Genomic DNA, 25,374 nt, shown 5'->3' with positions numbered 1-25,374 from the left:
ATTAAAAATAATTAACCAAAACTGTTAAATCGAGCAAAAGTATTGAGGCTTTTATTGTCAAACTTTGATCAAAGTTTTGTATAGTTTTTTTTTATCTCGAGGTTAATTTTTAACTATTTTTGCAACCGTTCTTGTTAGCGAACGTATATAGTGGAAATTGTTGATTTCAAAGCTGTATTGCATTTACAACAATTATTATTAGTTAACCCAGGTCGATAAGCTATGGTCACTGTTCACCACTTAAATAATTCTCGTTCGCAGCGAATTCTTTGGTTATTAGAGGAGCTCAATGTGCCTTATGAAGTGATAAGGTACGAGCGTGACGCACGCACGAATCTAGCGCCAGAGAGTCTTAAGAAACTTCACCCGCTCGGAAAGTCGCCGATGATAAGCGATGATGGCAAAGTGATAGCTGAGTCCGGTTGTATTGTTGAATATCTGGTGGAAAAATATGGACAAAAGAAGTTAATGCTGGTGGCGGAACATGATGCTTATTGGTCATATAAGTATTGGTTGCATTATGCGGAGGGATCATTAATGCCGTTGCTTGTGATGAAGTTAATTTTCGATAAAATCAAAACCGCCAAGCAACCATTTTTTGTGAAACCGATTTCGAAAATAATATCGGACAAGGTCATGGAGTCTTACGTAGGCCCAAATTTAGAAAACAACTTAGAGTTTATCGAAAAACATTTGGCCGAAAACCTTTGGTTCGCCGGCGATCAAATGACTGCGGCTGATGTGCAGATGGTGTTTCCGCTAGAAGCAGCAATGTCGCGCATTGAAAACCAAACCAAGTATCCATCGATTCGCGAATACGTTAAGAAAATTCATGACCGCTCTGCTTACCAACTGGCTTTAGAGAAAGGCGGCGAATACGCTTACGCACAAGTCGCATAGAAACAATCGAACGCACACTGTTTAGTGTTTAATATAAGAAAGGCCGCGATTAAGCGGCCTTTTTTGTGAAAGTTTATTCACACGTTCTTGATCAGCGAGCAGCGCGTGAATTCATGCTTGAATTACGACTGCTGTCTTTGAATTGAGCGGGATCTCGCATACCATTGGTATGACACCAACCTTTCTTATGACCTTTGTTTACCGCACCTGAAAGTTGTCCAGACCACTTTTCGGTCGTACCATCTTCCGGATCATCGAGCAAAAGATCGGTCGCAATGTTGCAGTAATCCCAGCGCCACCAGCGAGTATCAAACGAAGTCGTATAGTAATCAACCTGCGCTCTTGCCCAAGATGGGATTGTTGCGAGCCAGTTGGCTGCACCGCTGTAGGTGAGATCGGTGTTCTTTCCACAACCTATACCAAATATGTCGCCGAGTACTGCGGCATTTCCGGCAAGTGCGGTTCCTTGATATGGAGTGCCCACTGACTGAATGAGTCTACCTCCAGTTGCATTATCTAGGCCACTCCAATACTTAGCATAGAGCTGCAGTGCTGCTGCACCGCCCTGGCTGTGAGCAACTACGCCGAAGGAAGAAAATTGATTACCAAAGTCGCGAATTTTTCTCGCAAAGGTGTCGTGGCTTCGGTTTTGGTTAAAGTCTTGGAATTCGACTGAACTACTGAACTGTCCGGTATTCCAAACACCGCCACTGCAGTATCCGTGGACGAGCATTAATTTGTTGCCAGAAGCATAGATTTGTTTGCTTGAATCAGCCTGTAGTGATGTCTTATTGCGTCCCTCGAATGCATTGCTAAGCATATCATTGGTTACTGAAAGCTGCTTTGGTTGCAGTAAGTTCAGTGAGAGCTTGTTATCAAAGACTCGGTTAGTGAGTAGCGGAAGGCTAGTTAACTTTTCGAGTGGGACATTCTCTTCGACAGTTTGCAATGTGACATTCTTGAGCTGAAATGGTGCTTTGAGGCCTTGCGTGGTCAACCAACGATCGTCAATTTTAAGTTGTAGCACACTATCTCGGCTGTTAGTTTTGGGTTCAACGATACCGCCAACCCAAGTCGCGGCTTTGGCTTGTCCTTTACCATTCGCAGTTGCGCCCCAAATTTCAGCTGATAAATAAACGCGATCAATTGATTTGTGAAGAATAACTGGGAGCTGCAAAAAACTTTTATTTCCTTGATCGGCAATCAAGCGTGCAGGTTTCTTAGCAAAACTTAAACTTTTGGCGACGACGGGGTAGAGATCAATCACTGTTCTAGAGAACTGACTACCATCGGGACGAATGCCTTCAACTTGAACATGGGTCGTGTAGACCCCAATTTCGTCAGTCGGTAAACGCACACTGAATAGACCATCACCGGCCATCTTATCGCCACTAGTTCCATCATCTTGTAACGATAAATTGATAGTTTTATTTGACGGAGTTGTCACGGTGACTGAAGCAATGTCGATATTACCAACGAGCGCAGCTTTTTTCTGTTGAAGTTTTCTCTCACCAAGAATATTTTTCGAATCAATCATGTAAGACACTAAATTTATCTTGTTTCCTTGGGTCGTGAAGTGACTATCGATATGCGAATATACTTTAAAGTCAGGATCGCCTTTAAATAATAGATAACCGATTGGTTGTTGATTTGATTGGATGGTAACTGGAGGGCGCGCAGCTATCAGTTGTGGTTTTTCGATTGCTGGTTGCATACCATCTCTTAACATGAGTTTGTTTGTATTTGAACTGCTTTTGTTAATAGCACCAGAACGATTTTGAAAATCACTGTTTGAACTACTTTTTTGTGATTGGCGAGTTAAGCTTATTTTCCAAGCTCCTGCTGCTGGTGTTTTTAAAATGTGTTTTTTACCTTTATAGGATTGGTTGCCGATGGCAATATTTTCTGTAGCAAGGGTGTTTGTCGGCAGTTTTTTTTCATCAAAAACTTTTCTACCATTAGGATCAGTGATGCTCATTTGCCACTGCTCTGCATCGGGACCCAAAAATATAATCGGACTGTCACCTTTACCATCAAACTTGATAGACTTATTGATCACCATCTCATTAGTTTGAGCGTTTGAAATCATTTTTGCGTCTTTCGAGTAGATAGGCAACATTGTCGAGTGACTGAATACTCCCTTAGCTTGAGGGGCAGGGAGTCGCTGCTGCTCTATGTCTTGTGGTGCTACGGCAACGTGTTTATAAGTATTTGCATCGACAACTTGTGAGCCAAAAAAGCTAATCGCAAAGCTGGCTCCGAGCAAAATAGTTTTAGACGAACGGATTGAGTTACTTATCATGTTAATAGCCTTCCTTATCTGTCAGTTAGTTTTAGTTTTTAAACAGTAAAAAATGCTAATGATTTTTAGGGTAGAAAAATTGATCGGCGAAGCACGGCTTTAAATGCGTATTGGTGAAACCCGCACAAACCGAAAAAAAGCTTTTTTCTAAAGCAACCTTAAAATAATTGGCGAATAAATAGTGGAATGAGGTCTGTGGTCTGTCCAGGCGTCAAAATTGATATCTCAAAAAAATGAGAACTGGTTCACATTGTTAACGCGTAAAAAATAACCGGCGACAATGAGAGATCATTGCTGTCTATATCTGAACTTGTTAAAAAAATGACGCGTAATGTTATCGGAGTAAAGCGTTGGAGTGAAATAAATAGATAGAATAAGTTAACTGAAAAATTACTCGTTTGGTGCCGAGTGGGAAGGGTTATTCAGAAACTCCTGATCGGTTAAAGCGTCTAAAAAAGCGATCAGATCTGCTTTCTCTGTTTCGCTTATTTCGAATCCTTTTATAAAGGCGTTTTTGTGAGGATTTAACCTGCCATCTCCTAGAAACTTACCTTCTGTGATGTTTCTACCGCCGGCGGCGTAAAAATCAATCACTTCTTCCAGAGTCGCTATTGAACCATCGTGCATGTATGGCGCACTGAGCCGAACATTTCTTAAGGTAGGCGATCGAAAGCGGCCGTCATCGTTTGGATTCTGGGTAATTTCGGCGAGACCTTTATCTTTTTTCGGATATCCACCATCACTGTCAACATTGTAAAGACCGGTGTTATGAAAAGGTCGACGATCGAGTAGTTGTTTTTCATGGGTTGTTGATTGGGTGAAGTTAAAACCGCCATGGCAATGGTGACATTCCAATTTTTCTGAAAAGAATAACGTCATTCCTCGCAGTGCTGATTCGCTCAACGCATTGTCGTCTCCATCATATGCATAACGATCAAAAGCTGACTCGAGAGAGATTAAACTGCGGACGAAGCTTGCCAGTGATTTATTAATTAGATCGAAGGATATTGTTTGGCCGGGAAATGCTTCGTCAAATAAGTAGGCATACTCTGGCGTTTTAAAACGGTTGAGTACTTCGTTTTCGTTCCCAGTAATACCGAGCTCCACGGGATCTTCGGAAAACATTGGAATCAGTAATTGCCGCTCGATCGTTTTTAATCCATCATGAGCCCAAGTTAGTGTTTTGTTGTAAGCGATATTCACTAATGCTGGAGAGTTTCTTCTCAGTATAGTACCGGTAGAGCCAGTTGATGTGCTCAAGGGTTCAGCAAATGCATATTGCTGATTATGGCAAGAAGCACAAGACTGTTGACGATTAGCTGACAGGTTTTTGTCATAAAAAATATGTCTGCCCAATTCAACTTTAGCTTGTGTCATCGGATTGTTCAAAGGTACTTGAGGTTCAGGGAAGTCTTTGCGTAATTTCCAATCATATGGGGCTGTATTTGAATCGCTACAACTGGCTATCAAAAGTGAGACAATCACAATCAAAAAATGATTGCCGATCTTACGAAAGGATTTAACAAGTGTCATTCGCATCATTATTTTACTTCGAGTCCTGAGAGAAAAAGGTTTGCTCACCAGTTATTCCAACCCTAGGAAACAATAAATCACACAAGGCGTTACCTTCAAAAGACTGGCAGTTTTTCTCGTCCAATGAAGATGTATCTTTTAATAGCTGATCAAGGTTTACCTTGACCACCTTTGTCGAATCAAATGGAGTTATGGTTATCGTACTTCTATTCGGATTTTTGCATGGCGACTCAGGCGCTCTGACTGGTGCGGGCGATGTACACCCTGTAGAGCCGAGGTGAAAGACCCAATCTGATTCAGTCCCAGAAAATTCAGTTCTTAAAAATTTGTAACCAAGTTGCCACGTCCAAAACATGTCTGATTGATTTAAAGGAGATTCTTGGGTCAGTGGATTCCGATGATTCAAGTGAAACGGTACGCCCAAGTCAAACTGTAATGCTTTAATGTTATTCCGCTCAATTGGAGTGATAATGTTCAATCCCCAGTCGAATGGATCTGGGCAAACTCCACCGACTAAAACGACTTCATTGTGACGATTTTGCGACGTAACAAAACTTGCCGGATGCCAGGTTCCTTGTGAATCCATTAGTAAAACTGAAGAAATATAAAATTGAATTTGATTTAACTGATAACTTTCTCCTTCATTCTTGATGACCGTATCGCAACCGACAGGGTTTGAGTTAAAGGACGGGTTGAACTTTATCGTTATTAATTGAGTGTCTGGTTCGCACGCTTGCAACATCAATACGACCAGCGCTGCGATCAATAAACGCGGGATTTGAGTGATAGAATTTGTGCTCATTTGCGCAAAAATCAAAGCGAAACTTCTTTAAGCTAGTAAAGTGGTAATACTAATAATATCAGTCCGCGATTATTTTGTTTACCGCGTTAAACGTGAATATTCAACTTTTAACTCACCTGGATGGCATGGTTAAATGAAATATTATTCAACGAATCCAACTATTTAAGCTTATCTAATAGTTATCGATATCCAATCAGAGGATAGAAATGAATACTCTCACGAGATGGACATTAGCTACGATCTGTACATTAGCGTGCAGTAATATTTCAGCGCACTCCGAGCATGACAAAGCAAGATTTGTTGCACCGACAGGTAAGGATGTCGGCTTTTGTGACAATGCGCTACGCCCCTGCAAAACAATCAGTTACGCGGTTCAAAAAGCCAATAAAGGCGATAAGGTCTTAGTCGCAAGTGGAGAATATCAAATTGCTTCGACCGAAGAGTTATTCTACTTAAAGAGCGAAATAGTTCCGATACTCGCTGGATATAATCGTTTTGATCATTTCCAAACTCAGAGTCCCGAGAATAATCCGACGGTATTGTTCGGCGTTCCTGCTGATATGCTGAATGATTTGCGGCAAAAGGGATTTCAAGTTATCGCTGATGGAAAAAATCTCACTAAAAGCAGAGATTTACAGAACAAATTAACTGCGTATAAGGAACTGAATAAGACCCATGCGCTAGAGAATTGTGTCGGCGGTTTCGCCAGTAGCTTCCCCTGTGAAAATGTTGATTTAGTTTCGCATATGCCACTTTCCGCCTTTAGTTCGAGACCCACTGCTGGTAATGATATCTGGGGCCATGTCGATCTGAATACTGGTAGAGAGTACGCCCTATTTGGGGTAAGAAATGGCGCCGTCGTGGTTGATCTTGGTGACCCTGAAAATCCCGTCGAAGTTGGCACTATTCGAGGTGGCTCGAGCACTTGGAGAGATTTGAAGGTTTACCAATACTTTGACGAGTCTTCGCGTCGATGGAGAGCTTATGCATATGTCACGATTGATCAAGTCGGCGATGGTGTTACGATTATTGATTTAAACGATTTACCCAATAGTATCTCTTTAGTCGAACGAAACTCGAGCGTGGGCACTGCTCACAATGTGTATATTTCAAACGTAGATTACACGTTGAACACGAAACTAGAAAACGCTGAGCCTGTTTTACAACTCACCGGAGCCAACACGTTATCGGGATCTTTTCATAATTACTCTTTAACGAATCCAGAAACAATAGACATTGAGAATAATCAAGTTAATTTTGGAGAGTACACTCACGACGGTGCTTCCGTAACAATTTCAGATAGCAGAAAAGATACAGAGTGCATCAAAGCAACCATTAACTGTAGCGTGTTTATTGGGTTCAACGAAAAACAGATGCGCCTATTTGATATAAGTGATCCTGCCGATACGCGACTTCTTTCAACGGCAAGCTACAATGATGTCAGTTTCAATAACAAGTATGTTCACTCCGGTTGGGTGACAGAAGATAAACAATATGTTCTTCTGCATGATGAGTTTGACGAGTTTCAAGGTGGGTTGAACACCACAGTGAGAATTTTTGACATCAGTAATTTACGTAGCCCGACCCAAGTGGGCCAGTGGACGGGCCCGACAACAGCTATTGACCACAATGGGTTTGTTCGTGGTAATCGCTATTATATGTCTAATTATGAGCGTGGCTTAACGATCTTGGACATTACTGATCCTGCTTCGCCGACCGTCGCCGGTTATTTCGATACTTTTCCAACAAGCGACCGAGACTCTTTCAACGGGGCTTGGGGGGTCTATCCATTTTTACCTTCTGGGTTAATCCTGGTTAGCGATATTAATAGCGGGTTGTATGTTTTACGAGATAATACTCAAGCTAACGCTCAAGGGACGCTCCAGTTTGAGTCTGGCGCTGTTGAAGTCGATAATGGCAGTACGGCAACGATTAATGTCACTCGCTCGGGTGTTTCAGGTAGCGCAACAAGTGTCGCGGTAAGTTACGAGCTGATTTCCGGTAGTGCAAATTCCAATAGCGACTTTACACCGGTTTCAGGAACTCTCAATTGGACCGGCAATGAACAAGGCGTTAAATCATTTAACATCGACATTTTACCGGAGGAGTCTTCCGCAGAACTGGCTGAAGAATTTTTCGTGAGGTTATACGATCCGCGATCGGGTGCAACTTTATCCTCACCAAGTTATTTGACAGTGAAGATTAACGGTGCGCCCAATGTTGGTGTTATTGAGTTCGTGGAAACCAATGTCGTTTTCGTTGAGAATTCTGGTGCCAACGTTGTTGAAGTCACTAGAAATGGAGGAACCGAAGGGGCTGCAACGGTTAACTATCAAGTTATTGACGGTACTGCTGAAACAGGAGTCGATTTTGAGCTAGCTGGCGGCACGTTAAATTGGAGTGACGGCGATTCTGAATCTAAACAAATCAGCATAACTATTATTGATGATAATACTCTAGAAGGTGATGAGAACTTTACAATTCGCTTGAGCGATGCCACTGGATCAAGTTTAGGGGCAGATGTTGATATTAATGTGGAAATTGCTGACAACGAATCAAACACCGCACCAACGATCACTCAACTAGAAGATTTTGAGGCTAACGCGGGACAAACCGTTAGTCTAACTGCCAACGTTTCGGACGCCGATGGTGATGAGGTCACTTATCTATGGCAACAAGTGTCAGGTCAATCGGTACAAATTAGCAATGCAGATCAACTTCAGGCTTCTTTTGTCGCGCCTTCGGCTGCGGGTGTACTTGAGTTCTCATTAACTGTCACTGATATTCGTGGTGGTGTTTCTAGTGAAACTGTGAGCGTCAGCATTATCGTTGCGACTGCACCCCCTCCATCTTCTTCTAGTGGTGGTGGAAGTATGGGGAGTTTGCTGTTGCTTGCATTCTTGCTAGTTTTCAATCGGCGAGCAACAAAACACTAATTAGTCTCGATCAGTCTTCTTTCTCTTGGTAAAATGCTGATTGGTCGACTAGGCAGTCGCTGTTTAATCGCTTGCGATTAGAGAGAGGAAAGTCCGGACTTTACAGAGCAGGGTGCCAGGTAACGCCTGGGGGGCGAAAGCCTACGGAAAGTGCAGCAGAAAATATACCGCCCCAAATTGTTTTCAATTTAGGGTAAGGGTGAAATGGTGTCGGTAAGAGCGCACCGCGCTGATGGTAACATCAGTGGCAAGGTAAACCCCACTCGAAGCAAGGCCAAATAGGGTTCCTGAAGATTTTTATCTTAAGACGTGGCTCGCGTTGGAACCGGGTAGGCTGCTTGAGCGTTTTGGTGACGAAACGCCTAGACGAATGACTGTCCACGACAGAATCCGGCTTATCGGTTGACCACAAAATTAAAAAAGGCTCCTGATTGGAGCCTTTTTTATTCTTCGGTGAGTCTGCAAGTTATTGCTAAAGCTCTCGCCAGTAAATCACCCTGTCTCTGCCTCGATAATATCCAAAGTTGAGAGTCGCTGCTGCCGGATTGAGGTTGTTATCGCCGCTCCAGTCAAACTGTAGCCATGGTTGTGCGCCCAAGTTCAGGTTGATTGTCACTGAACCAAAATTATTGTTACCTGGAGCAGTAAACCAAAGACCATTGGCAATATCACTTTGGCCATTGGTCAGCGTTTGTGTCGTTCCGGGAGAGAACAGAGTCGTTTCACCAGCGCTTAAATTGTCGGTATAGCTTGTCGCATCAAAGCTAGCGTCGGTTTGTATATACGTGGAACAACTATCTTGTGTATTTCTAACCCAAGAGGTGCCGTCGAAGTACTCTGCTCGAACCCGCATTTCTAAATCCGACAACTCTGGTCCATAAGTATCAAGCAAAGTCATTCGACCTAGTCGAGTTTCAAAATCATTGGAGTTGACGGTACCACTGACGACACCATCGGAATCCGTCACGCCCAAATCTATGCGCAAATCAAAAGGGGCCGCAATTGCATCAAATTGGTAATCACTATTTGCGTCAGAATAGCTTGTAGTACCACTGACAAAAGCGAGAGCTCCAGGTGTTAGATTGACTCTACCGGTTGCATTCGCGCCGGCTGAAACATTATATCCTTGAGCCGCAAAATCGCTATTAGTGAGTTTTGCGAAAACGCCTTGATAGTTTTGTGTCGTTCCATTAGATGAATTTCTTGCGGTCACGTTTCCAGAAACGGTAAACGGTTGACCATTTCTATCCAAGCCAGCGTTAACCCCGTCAAAAAAGCCGCCATAAGTAAAGCTGCCGCACTGCTCATTGATGGTATTAATGGTTAATAAAAAGTTATCTGGAATGAAGCGTCCGATATTAATCCGTTGACCATTAACATTTTCCGAAGTGCTCATAAATCCGAGCGTGGTTGCATCGATGGTTAATATGCCAACTTCATCCCAGCTTTGGCTGATGGTCAGAGAGCCTTGAGCGGGATCTCCGGGCGCCGCAAAACTGGCCAAGGAAACACTATTTACTGATAAGGCGCCATTACGGTTGGTGACAACGTTGGCCGTTGGCGTAAGCCCAATGGTTCCACTGATCAGTGAAATGTTGGGAGTGACAGAGTTGTCACTAAGATCACCGCCGCTATCCGGGATTGCATCACCATTGGTGTCAATAAAGGGGTCGGGGATACCATCTGAACCTGCAAGGCCAGTGGCATTAATGATTTGGTCATCGGCATTTTGCCAAAGTACTGAGCTAATCGTTAAGCTAAATATACCCCCCGCAGTAGTGAATACCGGTGCAGTACCGTCGTTCGCATAGGGGTCGCCAGAAACCTGAATATCGTAGCCAAAGGGTCTCACTACAAAAGGGCTAATTCCGCCGATAATTTCATCGCCTGAACCGCCTGGCGGCTCGCCAATACCACTCACATCTTTGGCACTAAAACTTATTTCACCAACATCATCGTATTGGGCAGCGATCGTCGCAACGCCATTAGTAAAAGTCACATTCTGACCACTCGATGTACCCTCTGTGGTCGCAATACTGTTGCCATTAATAGAAACTTGAGTGGGACTTGTGGTCGGTAAGTTGTAGTTTGACCAAAAGTTGAGGGACTTAACGCCTGTATATTCTTCAATGACACCACAAGCGGGTTGCGAAGGTGTCTGTCCGGCCGCGGTTAAAACAACGTCAAACGGTCTACCGGCGATTTGAGTTGGAATCGGTGAAGGCGAAAACACGAATCCGAATGGTCTGAAGGTAATATCGCCCTCGCTATTGTCATCAGTTGCTGAGCCTTCTGCAACGGCAATATTCGTTGTCTCTGCTACGGTATCCTCCAAATAGAGGGTGACAACGCCACCGTCACTGGTGTTGAACTGATAGGTCGCTGCCCCGTCATTGTCGCCTGCCGTATCGGTCAACGTTCCGGTAGCGGGATCAGCGCTGACACCGCTTGAATCGACGGTGAACCAATTACCGTTGTTAGTTGATAAAGATAAGTTTACGGTGCCTGAATAGTCAGTAACTAGCGCGCCTGCCGAGTCCTCGGCACGAATTGTAATCGCTTCTCTTAAGCAGTTGATACCAGCGCCATCATGGATAATTACAAATCGGTCGACACCGCATAATCGCTGGCCGGTGATAACGATATTGTCGATATCAACTCGCTCATTACTTGCGCCATAGCCATTTTCAACCCGCAGTCTGATGCGAGTGTTGACTGATAAGTAGGGTGAGAGGTCGTAATTAAAGGTGCCGTTAAAGTCATTAGCAAAAGACTCTAAAATCGTGTAATTCAAGCCACCGTCATCTGAGACCGCAATATCAAACCGATCCCCGTTTTCAAGGGTGTTTGAAGTCGACATATCGAGCGTAATGAAGGCGGTGAAATAACTGCTGAGATCGAGCTCTCGTTCAATTGACGGTTCTCCGCCAGAATTCGGAGAATCATCCATTCTTAGTTCGCCGCCGGAAACGATGACGTTTCCTGAGCTGGGACTACCGTCATCGTCTTGTTCAATCCAATCGGTTACCCAGGGTTGACTGCCGGTAGAGTTATCGTAAGCAATCGCTGGAAAGTTATCTTCGAAAGTTTCAGTACATACACCACTAGAGACGCATGGCCGAGTTTCATTCATCACCGTTATGACTTCCGCTTGTGATAACGTGTTTTCATATATTCTCACTTCGTCGATAAAGCCGTCCCAAAACCGTTCAGGTATGTCTAAATCTTGGCCGACCTGCAACGGGTCGTTGTTCAAAGTTAAGGTTCCAACCCAATTGGTACTGCCTCTTTGAACTCCATCGACGTAAATTCGCTGATCACCACTTTCAAAGGTGATTGCAATGTGATGCCACTGACCCGGAGTAATATTTGCACCGCTGGTAGTTAAACTTCTCGAGCCGCCGCCCCACCACCAAAATATCTCTGCACTGGTGTTAACATGGAATTCATAATTCTCGTCTTTGGAGAGAATAGACTTTAATCCTGACGAAGGAATCACATTGGTGTAAATCCATGTGGTAATCGTCAAGTTATTGGGAATATCTAATAGCGAATCGGCGGTTGAAGTATCATCATCGAGTTGGATAAAGCTCACAGAACCATTAAATACGCCGTACGAACAGGTGCCAGGATCGCCTGGGAGCGCTGGCGAACTGTCACTAGTTTGCGCGCTAAAAGCGGTCAAGTTGAGATCGTTGCCGCTTGAGTCGATAACTTCATTGGCAGAGCCGTTCCAAAACAATTCGTCGAATCGCCACTCGCCGATAAGGCCGCTGATTGCAGAAGGATCAGTTTCAGTCACCGCAACATCATCAATATGCCAATAGTCGAAATCACTGCCTGATCCCTGTGCATAATTCAGTCTAATTTGAAAGTTGGCGTGCAGTGCATCGCTCGGAAGCGTATAAGTCAGATTAAGTTCTTCACCCGGGGTACCACTCCCCAAAAATGTCTCTAGCGCGGTCCAAACCGATGAATTATTCAGGTATTCGATTGTAAGATTCTCGTTACCGTCAGGGTTTTCGCTGAAGGAATCGTCGCCCCGCTGAACCCATAGTGTAAGTTCTGCGCCTGGGACATTGGTATCGATAATAATGCTTGTTGCAAGAACGGTATCGTGTCTAAGACGAAGTGAGGAACTTCCACCATTGGCGGTTTCGGTGCCTAAACTCGCATCGCCACCCCCGCTGTTATCAATGGTCCACTGAGACAGGTCGGTTTCAAAGTCCTCGCTGAATAAGATATCACCAGGCGCTGCATGGGCAGTCATTACATTCGCCGAAAACAGCGGAATCGCAATTAGGATTGATGAGATAGATTTTGCGAGGGTACTTTTATTCATCAACTACTCAATATTCATCAACTACTCAAGAAATGACAAAACAACCTTAAATTTATAATCAAAACATAGGGTTATTGCCAAAATTTTAGGATAATTGTTAGCTTAATTGGAGTATACGGTGGAAAAAGGGGAAAAAATACCCCTAATTTATCGTTGTTAACCGAGGGCTTGCTTGGTTTCTTCGAGTTCCTCAGCGAGCTCGTCAACGTGGTGCACGTCGATTTCATGCGACAAACCGAGCTTCTGGAATGCTGGGATGGTTGAAGTATCGACTTTAGCATAAGGGTTTTCGCCTTCAGGATAAGACTGTAGCTTCGCCACGGTGACAACATCTACGTAGTCAGCAACAGGTCCTTTGTCCCGACTGAAGTCAGTACAACCAGAAGGGACTTCAAGGAGTTCTTCCGGAAACTCCCAAGCTTTCAAAATGGCTCTGCCGACCTTGCCGTTTAATCGGTTAATAATTTTATCTAACACGGCTTCATGTTCCAGAATGGCTGGGTTCTCTTCGGCGAGTGTCAAAATCGGTAAAATACCGATTTCATGGACCAATCCAGCCAGCGTGGCCTGATCGGATTTTAACTTGGTAAAATTACTGGCAAGAACATGGCTAATCGAGGCAACTTCTAACGAGTGCTGCCAAGAGTCACGGAGCCGCTTATCAACCGCATCATGGGTCGCTTGAAACATTTGCTCCATCGCTAGTCCTGTCGCCAGATTTCTAACAAATGCCATGCCCATTCGAGTAATCGCCAATTGGAGATTGTCAACAACGACTGAGCCTCGCATTAATGGACTATTGGCGACCTTAATTATTCTCGCTGCGAGCGCAGCATCTTGACCGATAACACTAGCCAGAGTTTCAGAGTTGACTTCAGGATCGTTGACCGCCTCGCGGATACGAAGAGCCACTTCTGGTAGCGTCGGCAGGGTTAGCCGATCATTTGTGATTGCGTCGATAAGTTCGGCAAGAAATTCTTTTTCAAGGCTCATTACTAATTTTTTTGATTATCAATGACTAACTAATTCTAGTATAGGCCCATTTTCATCACGCATGCGAAAAATTTCACATTCTTGATATTTATCTTTCAACAAAACCAACATATTAGCCGTCTGGTTATTATCGAAGGCACCACAAATGACTTCACCAGCTTTAGCCCCGTCGGCATATATTGTTGAAAGAGGCGTAATTGCCTCAATCTCATTGTGGGATCGCATCATCTGTATATGGCTTTTCAATTTCCCTTTGTATTGCATTCGGGCGATCACTTCTTGTCCGGTAAAACAGCCTTTTTTAAAATCTACGGCGGTTAATTCGGGTAGATTTAAATTGTGAGGTAGAAATTCACTTTGGGACTTCTCGGTTAACCAAGGAATCCCTTGTTCAACAAGGTATTTGTAAAATAATTGGGAGTCAGAGTTAGCATTGGCTTGTAAGTCTGATTGTTTAGACGCTGAACTTTCAATGATCATAAACCGTATTAGACTGTCAGACTCCTCGAAACACACCAGTCCGTTGCTCTCAAGTTGCTCCTTAGTCGCCGAATTCATCTGTTGACCGAACATGCCATATATCGAATACTGCGTACTGACATCCTCGATTTTCGATTTAAAGAACACTGCATATTTCGATAAATGAGCAACTGTCTCGGGAATCGTTTCCTGCAGCTGAAACAACAAGACATCGTCTTGATAAAGACTTGCCCAGAACAAACTGATACAGCGCCCTTGGGGGTTACAAATAGCGCCAAGCGAGAGCTCGCCCACTTTAAAATGCTCGGTATTAACGGTAATTTGTCCTTGCAGAAATTTAAGTGTGTCTTCGCCGGTCAAACGAATGCAGCCCATATTGCTGAGCGAGTAGATACTGTCCGAAAGGTTTGCTTGGTTCATTTGAAGTTAAGTCTTATGTTGGAAAGTTGTCAGTATTTTATATGAATTTCTTAATGAACACAGCTTTGCGCTCAGTTATATCGCTGATATGATCACCACAACCCAAACGTAAGTTAATACTGATTGTTGATTGAATGAGTGAACTAAACAATAAAACTCGCTTGCGCTGGCAATGCCGTCGTGGAATGCTTGAACTTGATGTGATTCTTTCTCCATTTTTAGAGCAACACTTTGACTCGATTTCGGAATCTGAGCAGCGGATATTCCAAGCGTTGCTTGCTGAATCTGATCCGGATATTTACACTTGGTTGATGGGATTTGGCGCGTGCGATAAGCCAGAACTTGCGTCAATTGTGCAGTTAATTAGACATAAAATGAAAATAGACAGTTAGCGTGATATGACTTTGAGACGCCACAATTAAACGAATAGAAAAGTTAATTTAGTGGCGGGCTGCATTAGACTCACAGGAAAAATTGATTGTTCAAAGGAGTGAACGTGAAAGTTGCCGCAAGGTTTCCGGTTAAATCTTCTCTTAGTGTATTTTATTTCATTGTGTTGCTTCACCTAGTGCTGGCGGTTTGTAGCTATCTGCTGTTTAGCTTTAATTGGCAGCTTGCAATTGCAGTGGGCACAATTGCTTTGACGTTTTACATCAGTTACCGCCGTTACTTGCAATTGACTAGCGCGCCTGACGATTTGTGTTGGAGTGGAGAAAATTGGTTAGTGAGTGATCCCCAGCGGTCTCACTCCTTGGTTTATCTGGCACTGCTACCGCAAAGTTGGCTATCAAGCTTTGCCTGCGTCCTTCATTTTAATGACGGAGAGACAGAACACCAATGGTTATTCACACGACACGGTCTGGGTCCGCGGAGTTACAGCGAATTGTGTTACTGGGTCAAGTACTCGTTGCACGAACAAATCAAGCAAGATGAACAAGCCAAGCAGGAAGCCGAATGATTGCTCATTCGGAGATTTAATCAAACTTTGAAACTATTGTGTCTTTAATTTTCGTTTTCTGTTCAGGATAGTCTAAGGTGTAATGCAGGCCTCGGCTTTCTTTACGTCGCATCGCACATTCGATAATTAACTCAGCAACGGTTAGCAAGTTTCTCAGTTCAAGCAAATTGCTATTCACTTTAAAGTTTGAGTAATATTCTCGAACCTCTTGCTTGAGTAATTGAATACGTCTTTTAGCTCGCTCGAGTCGTTTTGTCGTTCTTACAATACCCACATAGTTCCACATAAGGTGCCTTAATTCGTGCCAGTTGTGGGAAACGACAACCTCTTCGTCGGAATTTGAAACCTGGCTTTCGTCCCAAAGCGGGATATCGACATCAATATCATTAATTTGAGCGTCATTTTTAATAATGGTTTCTGCTGCGGCTTTAGCGAAAACTAAACATTCCAGTAATGAGTTGCTAGCCATCCGGTTGGCTCCATGCAGGCCAGTAAATGCAACTTCGCCAATAGCAAACAAATGCGGTATGTCTGTTTTTGCTTGCAGATCGACCACAACGCCGCCACAGGTATAATGTGCTGCTGGGACAACGGGAATTGGATCTTTGGTGATATCAATCTCTAATTTTTTCAATCGTTGATAAATGGTTGGGAAATGACTTTTGATAAATTCAGGGTCTTTGTGGCTAATGTCTAAATACACACAGTCGATACCGAGCCGTTTTATTTCATGGTCGATGGCACGCGCAACGATATCCCTGGGCGCTAACTCGCCTCTATCATCAAACCGGGGCATAAATCGCTCACCATTGGGAAGCTTCAAGTAAGCGCCTTCACCGCGCAATGCTTCCGTGATCAGAAAGGAGTGTGCTTTGCTATGAAACAAACAAGTCGGATGAAATTGATTGAACTCCATGTTTGCGATTCGACAGCCACTTCGCCAAGCCATGGCGATACCGTCGCCGCTAGAAATATCGGGATTGCTGGTGTAAAGGTACACTTTGCTCGCGCCCCCGGTCGCTAAAACGACATATTTTGCTTGGAATAATTCAACCTGGTCTTTTTCTCGGTTGAGCGCGTAAGCACCAATGCAGCGGTTTTCTATCCCGATCAAGCCCAGTTTGTGGGCAGTGATTAGGTCAACTGCATTGTAGTTCTCAAACAGTTGAATATTTTTCTTGGATTTTATCACTGAAGATAAGGTATTTTGAACGGCCTTGCCGGTAGCATCTTTCGAATGAATAATCCGCCTGTGGCTATGTCCACCTTCTTTAGTTAAGTGATACTCTTGGCTTTCGTCTTGCTCATCACGACTAAAAGCGACCCCTTGCTCTATGAGCCATTCTATTGCGTCTTTACTGTTTTCAACGGTAAATCTGACGGCCGATTGGTGACACAACCCGGCACCGGCGACCAGTGTGTCCTGAACGTGTGAATCGACAGAGTCTTTATTATCTAATACAGCAGCAATTCCGCCTTGAGCATAATAGGTTGAGCCTTCTTGAAGTTGACTTTTACAGAGAATATTAATCGAAAATTTTTCGCTTAGTCTCAGCGCGCAAGACAGACCGGCAGCGCCACTTCCAATAACCAAAATGTCAGAACGATGGTAAATCGACATAGATAATCAACTCATCTTTAACAAACCGGTATTTTGCTGAAAAACGCCGATAAAATCCAATGCATTCTCTTTATATGCTTGTTTTATATACAGTTACTAAGCGAAGGGATTAGATGCTTTCTAGACGTGATTGAAACCGTTTGACTCAATATTTCATTGTTTCTGGGTTTTATTTCGGGAACTTTATCCCAATATAGAGAGTCAACGATGGCATAATTACTAACAATTCTCATTTCATATTAACCCCGTGTTTGAATAATCGTAGGTTTAATCCTGTGATGAAGCTGTTAAGCTACTATGAGAAAAAATAACTTTTTAGACGAGTCAAAGCGTAAAAACGTTTAAATAAAAGCGCCTGACAGGTGAGTGGCATGCTTCTAAACGCCTGTCTGATGTGGAAGGATAATAAGAAATAAATGAGCAAAACAACCGACGCAGAATTAGTCGAGAGAGTACAAAGAGGCGACAAGCGCGCGTTTGATCTTTTGGTGTCTAAGTACCAAAACAAAATATTTGTGATTATTAGTCGATTTATTAGCGATCAAGCTGAAGTCTATGATGTCGCACAAGACACTTTTATCAAAGCCTACCGAGCTTTACCTAATTTTAGAGGCGAAAGCGCCTTTTATACCTGGATTTATCGTATTGCGATTAATACCGCCAAGAATTATTTAACTGCTAAAGGACGCCGTCCACCTTCATCAGATATTGACTCTCAAGAGGCCGAGTCATACGGTGTCGGTAGTGCGTTGCGAGAAAATGCGTCGCCAGAAAGCTTGATGATGCGAGATCAGCTAAAAAAAGTGATATTCGATACCATCGATGAATTGCCTGAGGATTTAAAAACAGCCATTACTCTCAGGGAGATTGATGGATTGAGTTACGAAGAGATTGCTGAGTCTATGGATTGTCCTGTTGGCACGGTAAGATCAAGAATTTTTAGAGCGAGAGAGGCGATCGACGAGAGGGTAAAACCACTGATGCAGAATCGTTTGTAAAAGGGGTTAAAACAAATTAATAAAATTTAACATTTTTTGAACTTTTCTTGATCGGTCTAGTCACAATGGAGCAGAATAATTATATTAACGCGAAACAAGGGTGATTTGAGCGTCTATTTGAAAGTGAATAAAGCCAATCGAATCGATTTGTTTAAGTAGTGTTTGCTGAGTAATTGCTTTAAAAAACAATGCGTTAAACCTTTTAGGGTTGAGAGTAACGAGCGAATGAGTAATAACATCAAAAATAATAGCCTGTCACAGTGCGAAGCGCAGTTTATCTCCGAACTGCTGGATGGCGATTGTGATGCCGGATCTGTCGATAAATTGCTTGGCGATGATAAGCATTGTGAAACTTGGTATCGATACAACCAAATAAGTGCAATTCTTCGCAAAGAAGATTCCGTTTTTTGCTCCTATCAATTCACCCAAGCGATATCTGAAAAAATTGCCGAGGAACCTGCCATCGTTGCGGCAGCTAACAATGCGGCAGTGAAGTCCTCAAGTAAGCTATTCTCCGGCAATGTGGTTAGTTTTGTTAAACGCACAGGTGGCGGGTTGGCGATTGCGGCCAGTGTGGCTTATGCGATGGTGTTCTCTGTAGAACTAATGAATACGCAAGATGAGGGGTTTGCATCACCAGTGCAAACGGTCGCCAGCCAATCGGCACCTTCGATTGAGATAGCCAACACGATAATCTCAGCGGCTGAGTTAGAAGAGCAAGCAAAACTCGATGAAATTCAAGCCATCTTGAGACAAATGCGTCAAACGGATAGAAATGTTTATGAGCAGCAGGTCGGTGGTGAATGGATTGTATCAACGGTGGTTCGTTCTAACCAAATTGAAGAAATCCAACAACAAGTACAAAATATGAAGAAGCCTTCTGAAGTCGAAGACGGCGACACTCAAAATTAATCTTTTTTCTTTTTCAATCTGAAGGCGGCTAATAGCCGCCTTTTTTAATCGAAGCTTCAAACGTTCCAGGATTTCATTATCCGATCTATAATAAACCTAAGTATCTCTGACAATAATACCTGAATTGCAATCACCACAAGATGCCTCTCAAGCCGCGCCACCTGGTTTCCTCAAAGAAACGGGGTTGGTTACCAAAATCGAAAATGGTATCGCTTGGGTAAATACAGAAAACAAGCTTTCCTGTTCTTCATGTCAGGTAGAGTCTACCTGCGGTAATGGTATTCTCGAAAAGTATCTCGCTGGCAAAGTATTTATATCAAAGTTAGACAATCTACTTAATGCCAAAGTAGGTGACCGAGTTGATATAATCATTCCCATATCTAGCGTAACCAAAGCCGCTTTTGTCGCGTATACAATACCACTACTTGGCTTATTCGTTGGGGCAATCGCCGCAAATCAGTTGTTTGACAATGAGATAGTGGTTATTTTTATGAGTCTATTAGGCTTTGTTTGCGGATTGCTAATCACACATAGTTACAACAGTAAGGTTGCTTTCGATAAGGACTATGTGCCAAAAATGATAGCGAAACATTCGTCAGGATTTTCACCAAGTGAATTTGAGTCTATCAGGGTCAAAAATCTGAGTTAATAATTTGGGTTTGCTATCGAGAGGAAATAGGAATATGAAGCAATACAAAATCATCGTTCCACTAGTCTTTTTAATGGCAATTCAATATTTCTATTTTGAGCATCAGCTTGAGCTAGCCAGGGCTGATTCCCGCCAACAATCGCAAGGCCAATCGATAAACGCGACTGAAATCGCTGAGCAATCGTCGAGAATCGAAAATAAATCTTCTGCAGTAACAGACAGTCAGTTTTCTGACCTTGGTCCGGCAAAACGTTCTCAAGATTTATTAGTTCAGCCTGAATCATCTCCAGTACGATCGCAAATCCAGTTGCCCGCGTTTGCACAACTGGCAAAGAATGCCAAGGACAGCGTAGTAAGCATTGAAGTTGGCAGCGAAGATAGTCCTCGCTGGCTCAATGGTATGGGGTCAGGATTTATAATTTCTGACGACGGTTTTATTTTGACGAATCATCACGTGACCGAAGACAGTGATGAATTGATGGTGAAATTAGCTGATGGACGAGAGTTTGAAGCCGATCTCATCGGTAGTGACCCAGAAACCGATCTTTCGCTAATTAAAATTGCCGCTAACCAGTTAAGTCCATTTGAGTTTGGTAGTGTCGAAAGCGCTGAAGTTGGCTCATGGGTAGTCGCGATCGGTGCGCCTTTTGGGTTTGAGCAAACAGTCACTGCGGGAATTATTAGCGCCAAAGGACGAAGTGTGGGCGAACAATACGTGCCGTACATCCAAACCGATGTCGCTATCAACGTCGGTAACTCCGGCGGTCCCTTAATCAATATGGATGGAAAAGTGATAGGGGTGAATTCTAAAATTATCTCGACCGACGGTGGCTCCGTTGGATTATCATTCGCTATCCCTATCGACCTTGCGGTCGATGTCGTCAATCAGTTAAGAAATCATGGAAAAGTTAAACGAGGCTTCCTTGGGGTTGGTTACGTAGAAGTCACACGCCGAGTCGCTCGTCAATTTGGATTAGAAAAAAATCATGGCGCTCTGATCAGCCAAGTTTCTCGTAATTCTCCGGCGTCTAAAGGTGGTCTACAAAGAGATGATATTGTTACCGCGGTTGATGGTAAAGAAATCATCAACTATACCGAACTCCCCTTTTTGATAGGTCGTTTGCGACCGGGGATGGAAACTGAGCTGTCGGTTATTCGCGATGGGCAAACGCAAACAGTCAAACTCATTATCGGCAGTCGAGATCCGCAAGATAACTTTTTACCCGAGCCAATTAATGAATAGTGGGAGATTCTGCTCTCAACTAAAGTCCGGTTCTACATCGTTTAATCGAGAATTTGCAGTCGGGAGTTTGACGGTAAAAGCAACACCTTGAATATCGAGCGGTTGCAGCGTCAACGTATGCTTTTTATTAAATTTGCTTAGTTTGAGCGACCATTTTGCAAAAAGATGATGACTGACATCTACCAAGGATTTTTGCTCGTTAAGATCAATCTTTTCGAGTACTGATGCGGAGCTTTTTTCAGCTTCTTTAATGGATAAAAATTCGATAGGTATGTCGCTTTCAAGCTCAAAGGTTTTATCGGAGCTATCTAAATTTTTTTGACCAGCGGACTTTGACTGACAGCTAAATTGTTCGCTATTTTCGTCGTAATATACCTGGATAAACACTGATTTTTCTTCACCACTTGCCAGTCCATAAGCAATTTCAAGTTCAAATGGATCATTGTTAATATTATCGACAGTAACTTTGCCTTGGTATCCTTTGACAATTTGCTGGGTGAAAAATAATCCAAGACCTTTTCCGTGATGTTTCTTACTTCGCCGGGTTGAAAAACCTAATTTAAATATTTGTTCACTAGGCACTTCAATTAATGGTCCTCTGTTGTAAACTTGAATCTGAGCAAAATTCTCACCTTGGCTTAGGGTGAGTGCGATACGATCGGTTTTTTGCTTAAAGGGTACTCTTTGACTAAAGAATTGTGCATTTTTAATTAAGTTTTCGATAAGCAATATAATGTGATTTGGGTTACCTAATAACTCTTCCACCGGCGAAAGATTAGCACGGATGATATTGGTTTTAATTTCAAACGGTTCATCGAGTACTTCTGAATTGATTTTTGCGAGTTGCAATAAGTTACGAACTTCTCGTTCATCAGAGAATAAACTTAACGTCATTAATGCTGCAACTTGCGGATAGAAAGTTGGTGAAACTGGAATACTTTGGGTTAACGCTAATTGTTTTTCATTATCAAGGTGAAGTTGGTAGTAAAGCTCTTCGCATTCAATCAACTGATTACCAATATGTAGTGCCATATTATCGGCGGTTGATAAGTCGAGTAAACTCCACAGGTATCGCATCGCATCTATGGCATTTTGATACTTTGCGTTAGCATCCAGCGTTAACGATTCACTGTTGCTTTGGTTTTCTTCATCCCGGTGTTGATAGGATTCTGAATTTTCATCGTTTTGCTCATAGATAGACAAAAAATGCTGTTGCTCGATTGCTTTTTCGAGAGCAGTGATCACTTTGTCATAACTGATCACACCGTTGTGCCGAACTTCCGAGGCGATACCTTTGAAGTGAAGAAATTTTTCATCATACTCGATATACTCAAGTAATTTATCACTGATAAACATTTTAAGTTTATCAGCATGCCCAGAGTAAGTATTGGCTTTTTGTTGAATACTTTTTTTACTTTGCCAAAGCTTATTTAAATAGTCTTTAGTTCGAATGTGCTGCGCTACTGCTTTGTGTTTACTACGGAGGTAAAAATGTGTATCGATTAACACAACTACTCCATAAATTAAAAGCATCGCGGATTTTGTAAATAGACTTGTGATGATTTGAGGTAATGAATAAAAGCTTGCCAGTGACGGTGTTGAGGTGATAACGAGAAGTCCGATAAGTCCAAGACCTAATATCAACGAAGGTAAGGGAAAATAAACCGCGAGATTCTTATTAACTTCTTTCGGTAATGCTTTACTGGATAAATCGATATCATTTTCGCTTCCCTCTAATTTTGATTTACCTGGCTTATCAAGTTCTTCTACTACTGCTGAAAGTTCTTCATATAAAGGCGGATTATCTTTTTTATCTTTAGCTAACATATTTTGATCGAGTTATTTTATCCAGCAGTAGCCACCTTCGTCACCGAAAGTAACTATTCCATGATTATTTTTACAAGCTTCAATAAAGCTCTCTTTATTTTTTGTCAGCGAGGCTTGTTCAAACGCCTGTCTGAGTGTTCTGATATGCTGCCGATAGTTCGCATAAGTGAACCCATCGTTTGCCAGTAACTCTGCCATTTGCATTGTCGAAACAGGGCGGGGCGATGCCTCGACCAAATATCTAAGTATTTTTCGAGGTGTCGGCGCCAGTGGTCGTAAGTTATTCTTTGGATTCATTAGACGTTCATCATACCAATAGACATTCCAGTTGGTTAAGTCAATTTTTAACTCACCACTAACTATCGTCTCATCGGATTTGGAAAGGTTTGAGCGGGCTTGCATCGTCCGCTGTCGCAACAAAGCTTTGATACGCCAACAAATAACTTGCTCAACATTCTCTTGATGTTTAGCGATAAAATCCTGAGCAGTGGTCATTTCAAAAGCCTTTTCTTCAATACCCGTGCCGCTATATTCTGATAAATAAATGACGGGCGTGTCAGGCCACTGATTAGCTAGTGTTCTCGATACGATAAACCCTGCATCATCATTGCCATTCATATTGGCGTCGAGAATAACGATATCTGCTGCTTGAGAAGTCGCCTTTATATATTGGCAAGCAGCTTCGACGAATTTGAATATTTTGAGTGTGTTTTTATTCTCACCATCGCCTAAATCAGCATTTTCAAGTATCGGTTTGAACTTGTCTATCCAGTGAAACTGGTCTTCAACCCAGAGTATTTGAGCCATGCATCGATAAGTTGTTTAAGTAAGTTTCGCATAGTCTATCATGCGGTTTTGTTAAATTTCTTGGTCAAATTCTCACTTGGTGAGTTTTTCTCACGGATTTTTCACAGGCGAATGATTCAATAAGACTCCTTTGATATACAAAGCGTAACTTTTGAGAATTTGAGGCGATTTATTTAGCCGAGAAGCTCGAGGAGAAAATATTATGACAAATGAATTATTAATGCTTTGGTCTGATAACGCGGCGACTTCGCTAGTGATATGGCTGATTATTGCGATCATCATTTTCTATTTAGGGCGCAAACAAGCGCATCAAGTTTTTCAAACAACCGGTAAGGCGATTTATTCGACCATGCGATTGTGGGGATTTACGTTAGCAAGATTAGAGCAAAGGTTAACCCAACGTAATCGAGAATTTTTAATTGCAAGTGGAGCAAGAGCGACTGAAAAAGCGATTGAGCGGGAGTTTACTCGAATTACCAACATCGTTCAGCGAGACCTTTCAAAGTATCCGGGGCTTCATCGTCAGATCGCTGAGTCCATTGAAAAGATTGAAAGTGATTACCAAAAATCTGTAGATGCGGCACCTTTGCCACCAGCGTGGGGTGAGGTTGTGGAGACTATTGCTGCGCTGCCTACTAGTGGCGATCCAACGGTTGTTAAAATCTTGAGCAATATTAAAAAAGCGGTTGATGAGTCTCATCAGCAAACACTTAAAACCTTTAAAAAGTCGAGTGCGAAAAGTCATGCACTATTGGCTGGAATGCAGCCTCGATGGAGAAATATTGATGAAAAGCTCGATCAAGTGAATGATAAAATTAATGGCTTAGAAACCTGTTCAAAAAACATCGACAAGCAAGTTGAGAATTATCAAGATATTCTAGCGAATAAAGATTCTGCGGTTAACGCTCTGGGTTCTTCTGCATTAACTCAATTTTTTATCTCAGGACTTGTGCTAGTGATTGCGGTGATGGGCGGGTTAATTAACTTTCAGCTGATCGCCTTACCGATGTCGGAAATGGTCGGCGGTTCAAGCTATATTGGCAGCATGAAAACATCAGATATTGCCGCGTTAGTCGTCATTTTAATCGAAATTGCGATGGGACTGTTTTTATTTGAGTCATTAAGGATTACTAATTTATTTCCCATTATTAGCTCAATGGATGACCGAATGCGACGCAGAATGATGATAGTTACATTCACCATATTAACGATATTAGCAACAATCGAAGCGTCACTAGCCTATATGAGAGATTTGTTGGCACTCGATCGAGAAGCACTACAACAATCTTTGATAAACGCTGGCGCAGCCGGTGGCGTTGTCGAAGCACAATTTCGTTGGATTCCGTCAATGGGACAAATGGTTATGGGATTTATTCTACCGTTTGCGTTAGCCTTTATCGCTATTCCGCTTGAGTCTTTCATACATTCGCTTCGCGTAGTACTTGGACTTGTGGCTATCGGATTTTTAAGAGCATGTCGCGTAATCGTTAGAATAGTGGGCGGCTTCGCTAAGCATTTAAGTCAGATTCTAGTGTACCTATTTGACTTGCTAATAATGCTGCCGGTTTCTATTGAAGCCGCAATAAAACGACGTTCAGAGAGACAGAGTAATGATGCTTCTAAAATTTCTGATAGTTCGATTGTTTAGTAT

18 protein-coding genes and 1 other RNA gene are annotated in these 25,374 nt (G+C 42.7%); 10 read left to right on the top strand and 9 right to left on the bottom strand.

Going from position 1 to position 25,374, the window contains the following annotated elements; all coding sequences use genetic code 11:
* Positions 1 to 222: 222 nt before the first annotated feature.
* On the top strand, positions 223 to 900 hold the full coding sequence (locus tag FLL45_RS15325) for a glutathione S-transferase (RefSeq protein ID WP_142942946.1): 678 nt from the start codon (positions 223 to 225) through the stop codon (positions 898 to 900).
* 91 nt (positions 901 to 991) lie between these two features.
* Here FLL45_RS15325 and FLL45_RS15320 read toward each other — a convergent pair whose 3' ends face one another.
* From FLL45_RS15320 to FLL45_RS15310, 3 genes are all read right to left on the bottom strand, one after another.
* Complete coding sequence (locus FLL45_RS15320) at positions 992 to 3,202, bottom strand: choice-of-anchor X domain-containing protein (protein WP_142942945.1); 2,211 nt, start codon at positions 3,200 to 3,202, stop codon at positions 992 to 994.
* Between the two features lie 390 nt (positions 3,203 to 3,592).
* Positions 3,593 to 4,744: an MbnH family di-heme enzyme gene (locus FLL45_RS15315; RefSeq protein ID WP_210247211.1), complete on the bottom strand. Its 1,152-nt coding sequence runs from the start codon at positions 4,742 to 4,744 to the stop codon at positions 3,593 to 3,595.
* 4 nt (positions 4,745 to 4,748) lie between these two features.
* Entirely contained in the window at positions 4,749 to 5,537 is a 789-nt protein-coding gene (locus tag FLL45_RS15310) for an MbnP family copper-binding protein (RefSeq protein ID WP_142942944.1), read from the bottom strand.
* 206 nt (positions 5,538 to 5,743) lie between these two features.
* Between FLL45_RS15310 and FLL45_RS15305 the strand changes: the two genes are divergently transcribed.
* Together FLL45_RS15305 and rnpB are read left to right on the top strand one after the other, a co-directional pair.
* Positions 5,744 to 8,473: a choice-of-anchor B family protein gene (locus FLL45_RS15305; protein ID WP_142942943.1), complete on the top strand. Its 2,730-nt coding sequence runs from the start codon at positions 5,744 to 5,746 to the stop codon at positions 8,471 to 8,473.
* Between the two features lie 40 nt (positions 8,474 to 8,513).
* Positions 8,514 to 8,887: RNase P RNA component class A (rnpB, locus tag FLL45_RS15300), an RNA gene on the top strand.
* A gap of 58 nt (positions 8,888 to 8,945) precedes the next feature.
* Here rnpB and FLL45_RS15295 read toward each other — a convergent pair.
* The 3 genes from FLL45_RS15295 to ygfZ form a co-directional block, all read right to left on the bottom strand.
* Positions 8,946 to 12,815: a LamG domain-containing protein gene (locus FLL45_RS15295; protein WP_142942942.1), complete on the bottom strand. Its 3,870-nt coding sequence runs from the start codon at positions 12,813 to 12,815 to the stop codon at positions 8,946 to 8,948.
* 156 nt (positions 12,816 to 12,971) lie between these two features.
* Positions 12,972 to 13,808, bottom strand: a complete 837-nt coding sequence (locus FLL45_RS15290; protein ID WP_142942941.1) for an HDOD domain-containing protein — start codon at positions 13,806 to 13,808, stop codon at positions 12,972 to 12,974.
* An 18-nt stretch (positions 13,809 to 13,826) separates the two neighbouring features.
* Positions 13,827 to 14,708, bottom strand: a complete 882-nt coding sequence (gene ygfZ / locus FLL45_RS15285) for a CAF17-like 4Fe-4S cluster assembly/insertion protein YgfZ (protein WP_142942940.1) — start codon at positions 14,706 to 14,708, stop codon at positions 13,827 to 13,829.
* Between the two features lie 134 nt (positions 14,709 to 14,842).
* Here ygfZ and FLL45_RS15280 point away from each other — a divergent pair, with 134 nt between their 5' ends.
* Positions 14,843 to 15,100: an FAD assembly factor SdhE gene (locus tag FLL45_RS15280; protein ID WP_142942939.1), complete on the top strand. Its 258-nt coding sequence runs from the start codon at positions 14,843 to 14,845 to the stop codon at positions 15,098 to 15,100.
* 104 nt (positions 15,101 to 15,204) lie between these two features.
* Complete coding sequence (locus FLL45_RS15275; RefSeq protein WP_142942938.1) at positions 15,205 to 15,666, top strand: protein YgfX; 462 nt, start codon at positions 15,205 to 15,207, stop codon at positions 15,664 to 15,666.
* Between the two features lie 16 nt (positions 15,667 to 15,682).
* On the opposite strand, the gene nadB is transcribed toward FLL45_RS15275, so the two are convergent.
* Positions 15,683 to 17,287 carry an L-aspartate oxidase gene (gene nadB, locus FLL45_RS15270; RefSeq protein WP_142942937.1) on the bottom strand — a complete coding sequence of 535 codons (1,605 nt, stop codon included), beginning with the start codon at positions 17,285 to 17,287 and terminating at the stop codon, positions 15,683 to 15,685.
* Between the two features lie 416 nt (positions 17,288 to 17,703).
* Here nadB and rpoE point away from each other — a divergent pair, with 416 nt between their 5' ends.
* The 4 genes from rpoE (at position 17,704) to FLL45_RS15250 (ending at position 21,089) form a co-directional block, all read left to right on the top strand.
* Entirely contained in the window at positions 17,704 to 18,285 is a 582-nt protein-coding gene (rpoE, locus tag FLL45_RS15265) for an RNA polymerase sigma factor RpoE (RefSeq protein WP_142942936.1), read from the top strand.
* A 225-nt stretch (positions 18,286 to 18,510) separates the two neighbouring features.
* Positions 18,511 to 19,197, top strand: a complete 687-nt coding sequence (locus tag FLL45_RS15260) for a sigma-E factor negative regulatory protein (protein WP_142942935.1) — start codon at positions 18,511 to 18,513, stop codon at positions 19,195 to 19,197.
* A 124-nt stretch (positions 19,198 to 19,321) separates the two neighbouring features.
* Positions 19,322 to 19,846 (top strand): SoxR reducing system RseC family protein, encoded by a 525-nt coding sequence (locus FLL45_RS15255; protein WP_185964489.1) that lies wholly within the window; start codon positions 19,322 to 19,324, stop codon positions 19,844 to 19,846.
* 34 nt (positions 19,847 to 19,880) lie between these two features.
* Complete coding sequence (locus FLL45_RS15250; RefSeq protein WP_142942933.1) at positions 19,881 to 21,089, top strand: S1C family serine protease; 1,209 nt, start codon at positions 19,881 to 19,883, stop codon at positions 21,087 to 21,089.
* Between the two features lie 15 nt (positions 21,090 to 21,104).
* On the opposite strand, the gene FLL45_RS15245 is transcribed toward FLL45_RS15250, so the two are convergent.
* Both FLL45_RS15245 and FLL45_RS15240 read right to left on the bottom strand, forming a co-directional pair.
* The gene (locus tag FLL45_RS15245; protein ID WP_142942932.1) at positions 21,105 to 22,916 is read right to left on the bottom strand and encodes a sensor histidine kinase; all 1,812 of its coding nucleotides are present in this window, start codon (positions 22,914 to 22,916) and stop codon (positions 21,105 to 21,107) included.
* Between the two features lie 12 nt (positions 22,917 to 22,928).
* Complete coding sequence (locus tag FLL45_RS15240) at positions 22,929 to 23,723, bottom strand: response regulator transcription factor (protein WP_142942931.1); 795 nt, start codon at positions 23,721 to 23,723, stop codon at positions 22,929 to 22,931.
* A 202-nt stretch (positions 23,724 to 23,925) separates the two neighbouring features.
* On the opposite strand from FLL45_RS15240, the gene FLL45_RS15235 reads away from it, so the two are divergent.
* The gene (locus FLL45_RS15235; protein ID WP_185964488.1) at positions 23,926 to 25,371 is read left to right on the top strand and encodes a hypothetical protein; all 1,446 of its coding nucleotides are present in this window, start codon (positions 23,926 to 23,928) and stop codon (positions 25,369 to 25,371) included.
* Positions 25,372 to 25,374: the final 3 nt, after the last annotated feature.

This window comes from Aliikangiella marina, from assembly GCF_007004765.1.
Lineage (GTDB): Bacteria > Pseudomonadota > Gammaproteobacteria > Enterobacterales > Kangiellaceae > Aliikangiella > Aliikangiella marina.
The sequence above is the reverse complement of the archived record's forward strand: the minus strand, read 5'-3'. Positions and strand labels throughout refer to the sequence as shown.

Bases quoted from the DNA above. Each gene is read 5' to 3' on its own strand.
- FLL45_RS15245 (WP_142942932.1), bottom strand. From the start codon at position 22,916: ATGTTAGCTAAAGATAAAAAAGATAATCCGCCTTTATATGAAGAACTT.
- FLL45_RS15315 (WP_210247211.1), bottom strand. From the start codon at position 4,744: ATGATGCGAATGACACTTGTTAAATCCTTTCGTAAGATCGGCAATCAT.
- FLL45_RS15305 (WP_142942943.1), top strand. From the start codon at position 5,744: ATGAATACTCTCACGAGATGGACATTAGCTACGATCTGTACATTAGCG.
- FLL45_RS15240 (WP_142942931.1), bottom strand. From the start codon at position 23,723: ATGGCTCAAATACTCTGGGTTGAAGACCAGTTTCACTGGATAGACAAG.
- FLL45_RS15325 (WP_142942946.1), top strand. From the start codon at position 223: ATGGTCACTGTTCACCACTTAAATAATTCTCGTTCGCAGCGAATTCTT.
- FLL45_RS15280 (WP_142942939.1), top strand. From the start codon at position 14,843: ATGAGTGAACTAAACAATAAAACTCGCTTGCGCTGGCAATGCCGTCGT.
- FLL45_RS15295 (WP_142942942.1), bottom strand. From the start codon at position 12,815: ATGAATAAAAGTACCCTCGCAAAATCTATCTCATCAATCCTAATTGCG.
- FLL45_RS15235 (WP_185964488.1), top strand. From the start codon at position 23,926: ATGACAAATGAATTATTAATGCTTTGGTCTGATAACGCGGCGACTTCG.
- FLL45_RS15260 (WP_142942935.1), top strand. From the start codon at position 18,511: ATGAGTAATAACATCAAAAATAATAGCCTGTCACAGTGCGAAGCGCAG.
- rpoE (WP_142942936.1), top strand. From the start codon at position 17,704: ATGAGCAAAACAACCGACGCAGAATTAGTCGAGAGAGTACAAAGAGGC.
- FLL45_RS15320 (WP_142942945.1), bottom strand. From the start codon at position 3,202: ATGATAAGTAACTCAATCCGTTCGTCTAAAACTATTTTGCTCGGAGCC.
- FLL45_RS15310 (WP_142942944.1), bottom strand. From the start codon at position 5,537: ATGAGCACAAATTCTATCACTCAAATCCCGCGTTTATTGATCGCAGCG.
- FLL45_RS15290 (WP_142942941.1), bottom strand. From the start codon at position 13,808: ATGAGCCTTGAAAAAGAATTTCTTGCCGAACTTATCGACGCAATCACA.
- nadB (WP_142942937.1), bottom strand. From the start codon at position 17,287: ATGTCGATTTACCATCGTTCTGACATTTTGGTTATTGGAAGTGGCGCT.
- FLL45_RS15250 (WP_142942933.1), top strand. From the start codon at position 19,881: ATGAAGCAATACAAAATCATCGTTCCACTAGTCTTTTTAATGGCAATT.
- ygfZ (WP_142942940.1), bottom strand. From the start codon at position 14,708: ATGAACCAAGCAAACCTTTCGGACAGTATCTACTCGCTCAGCAATATG.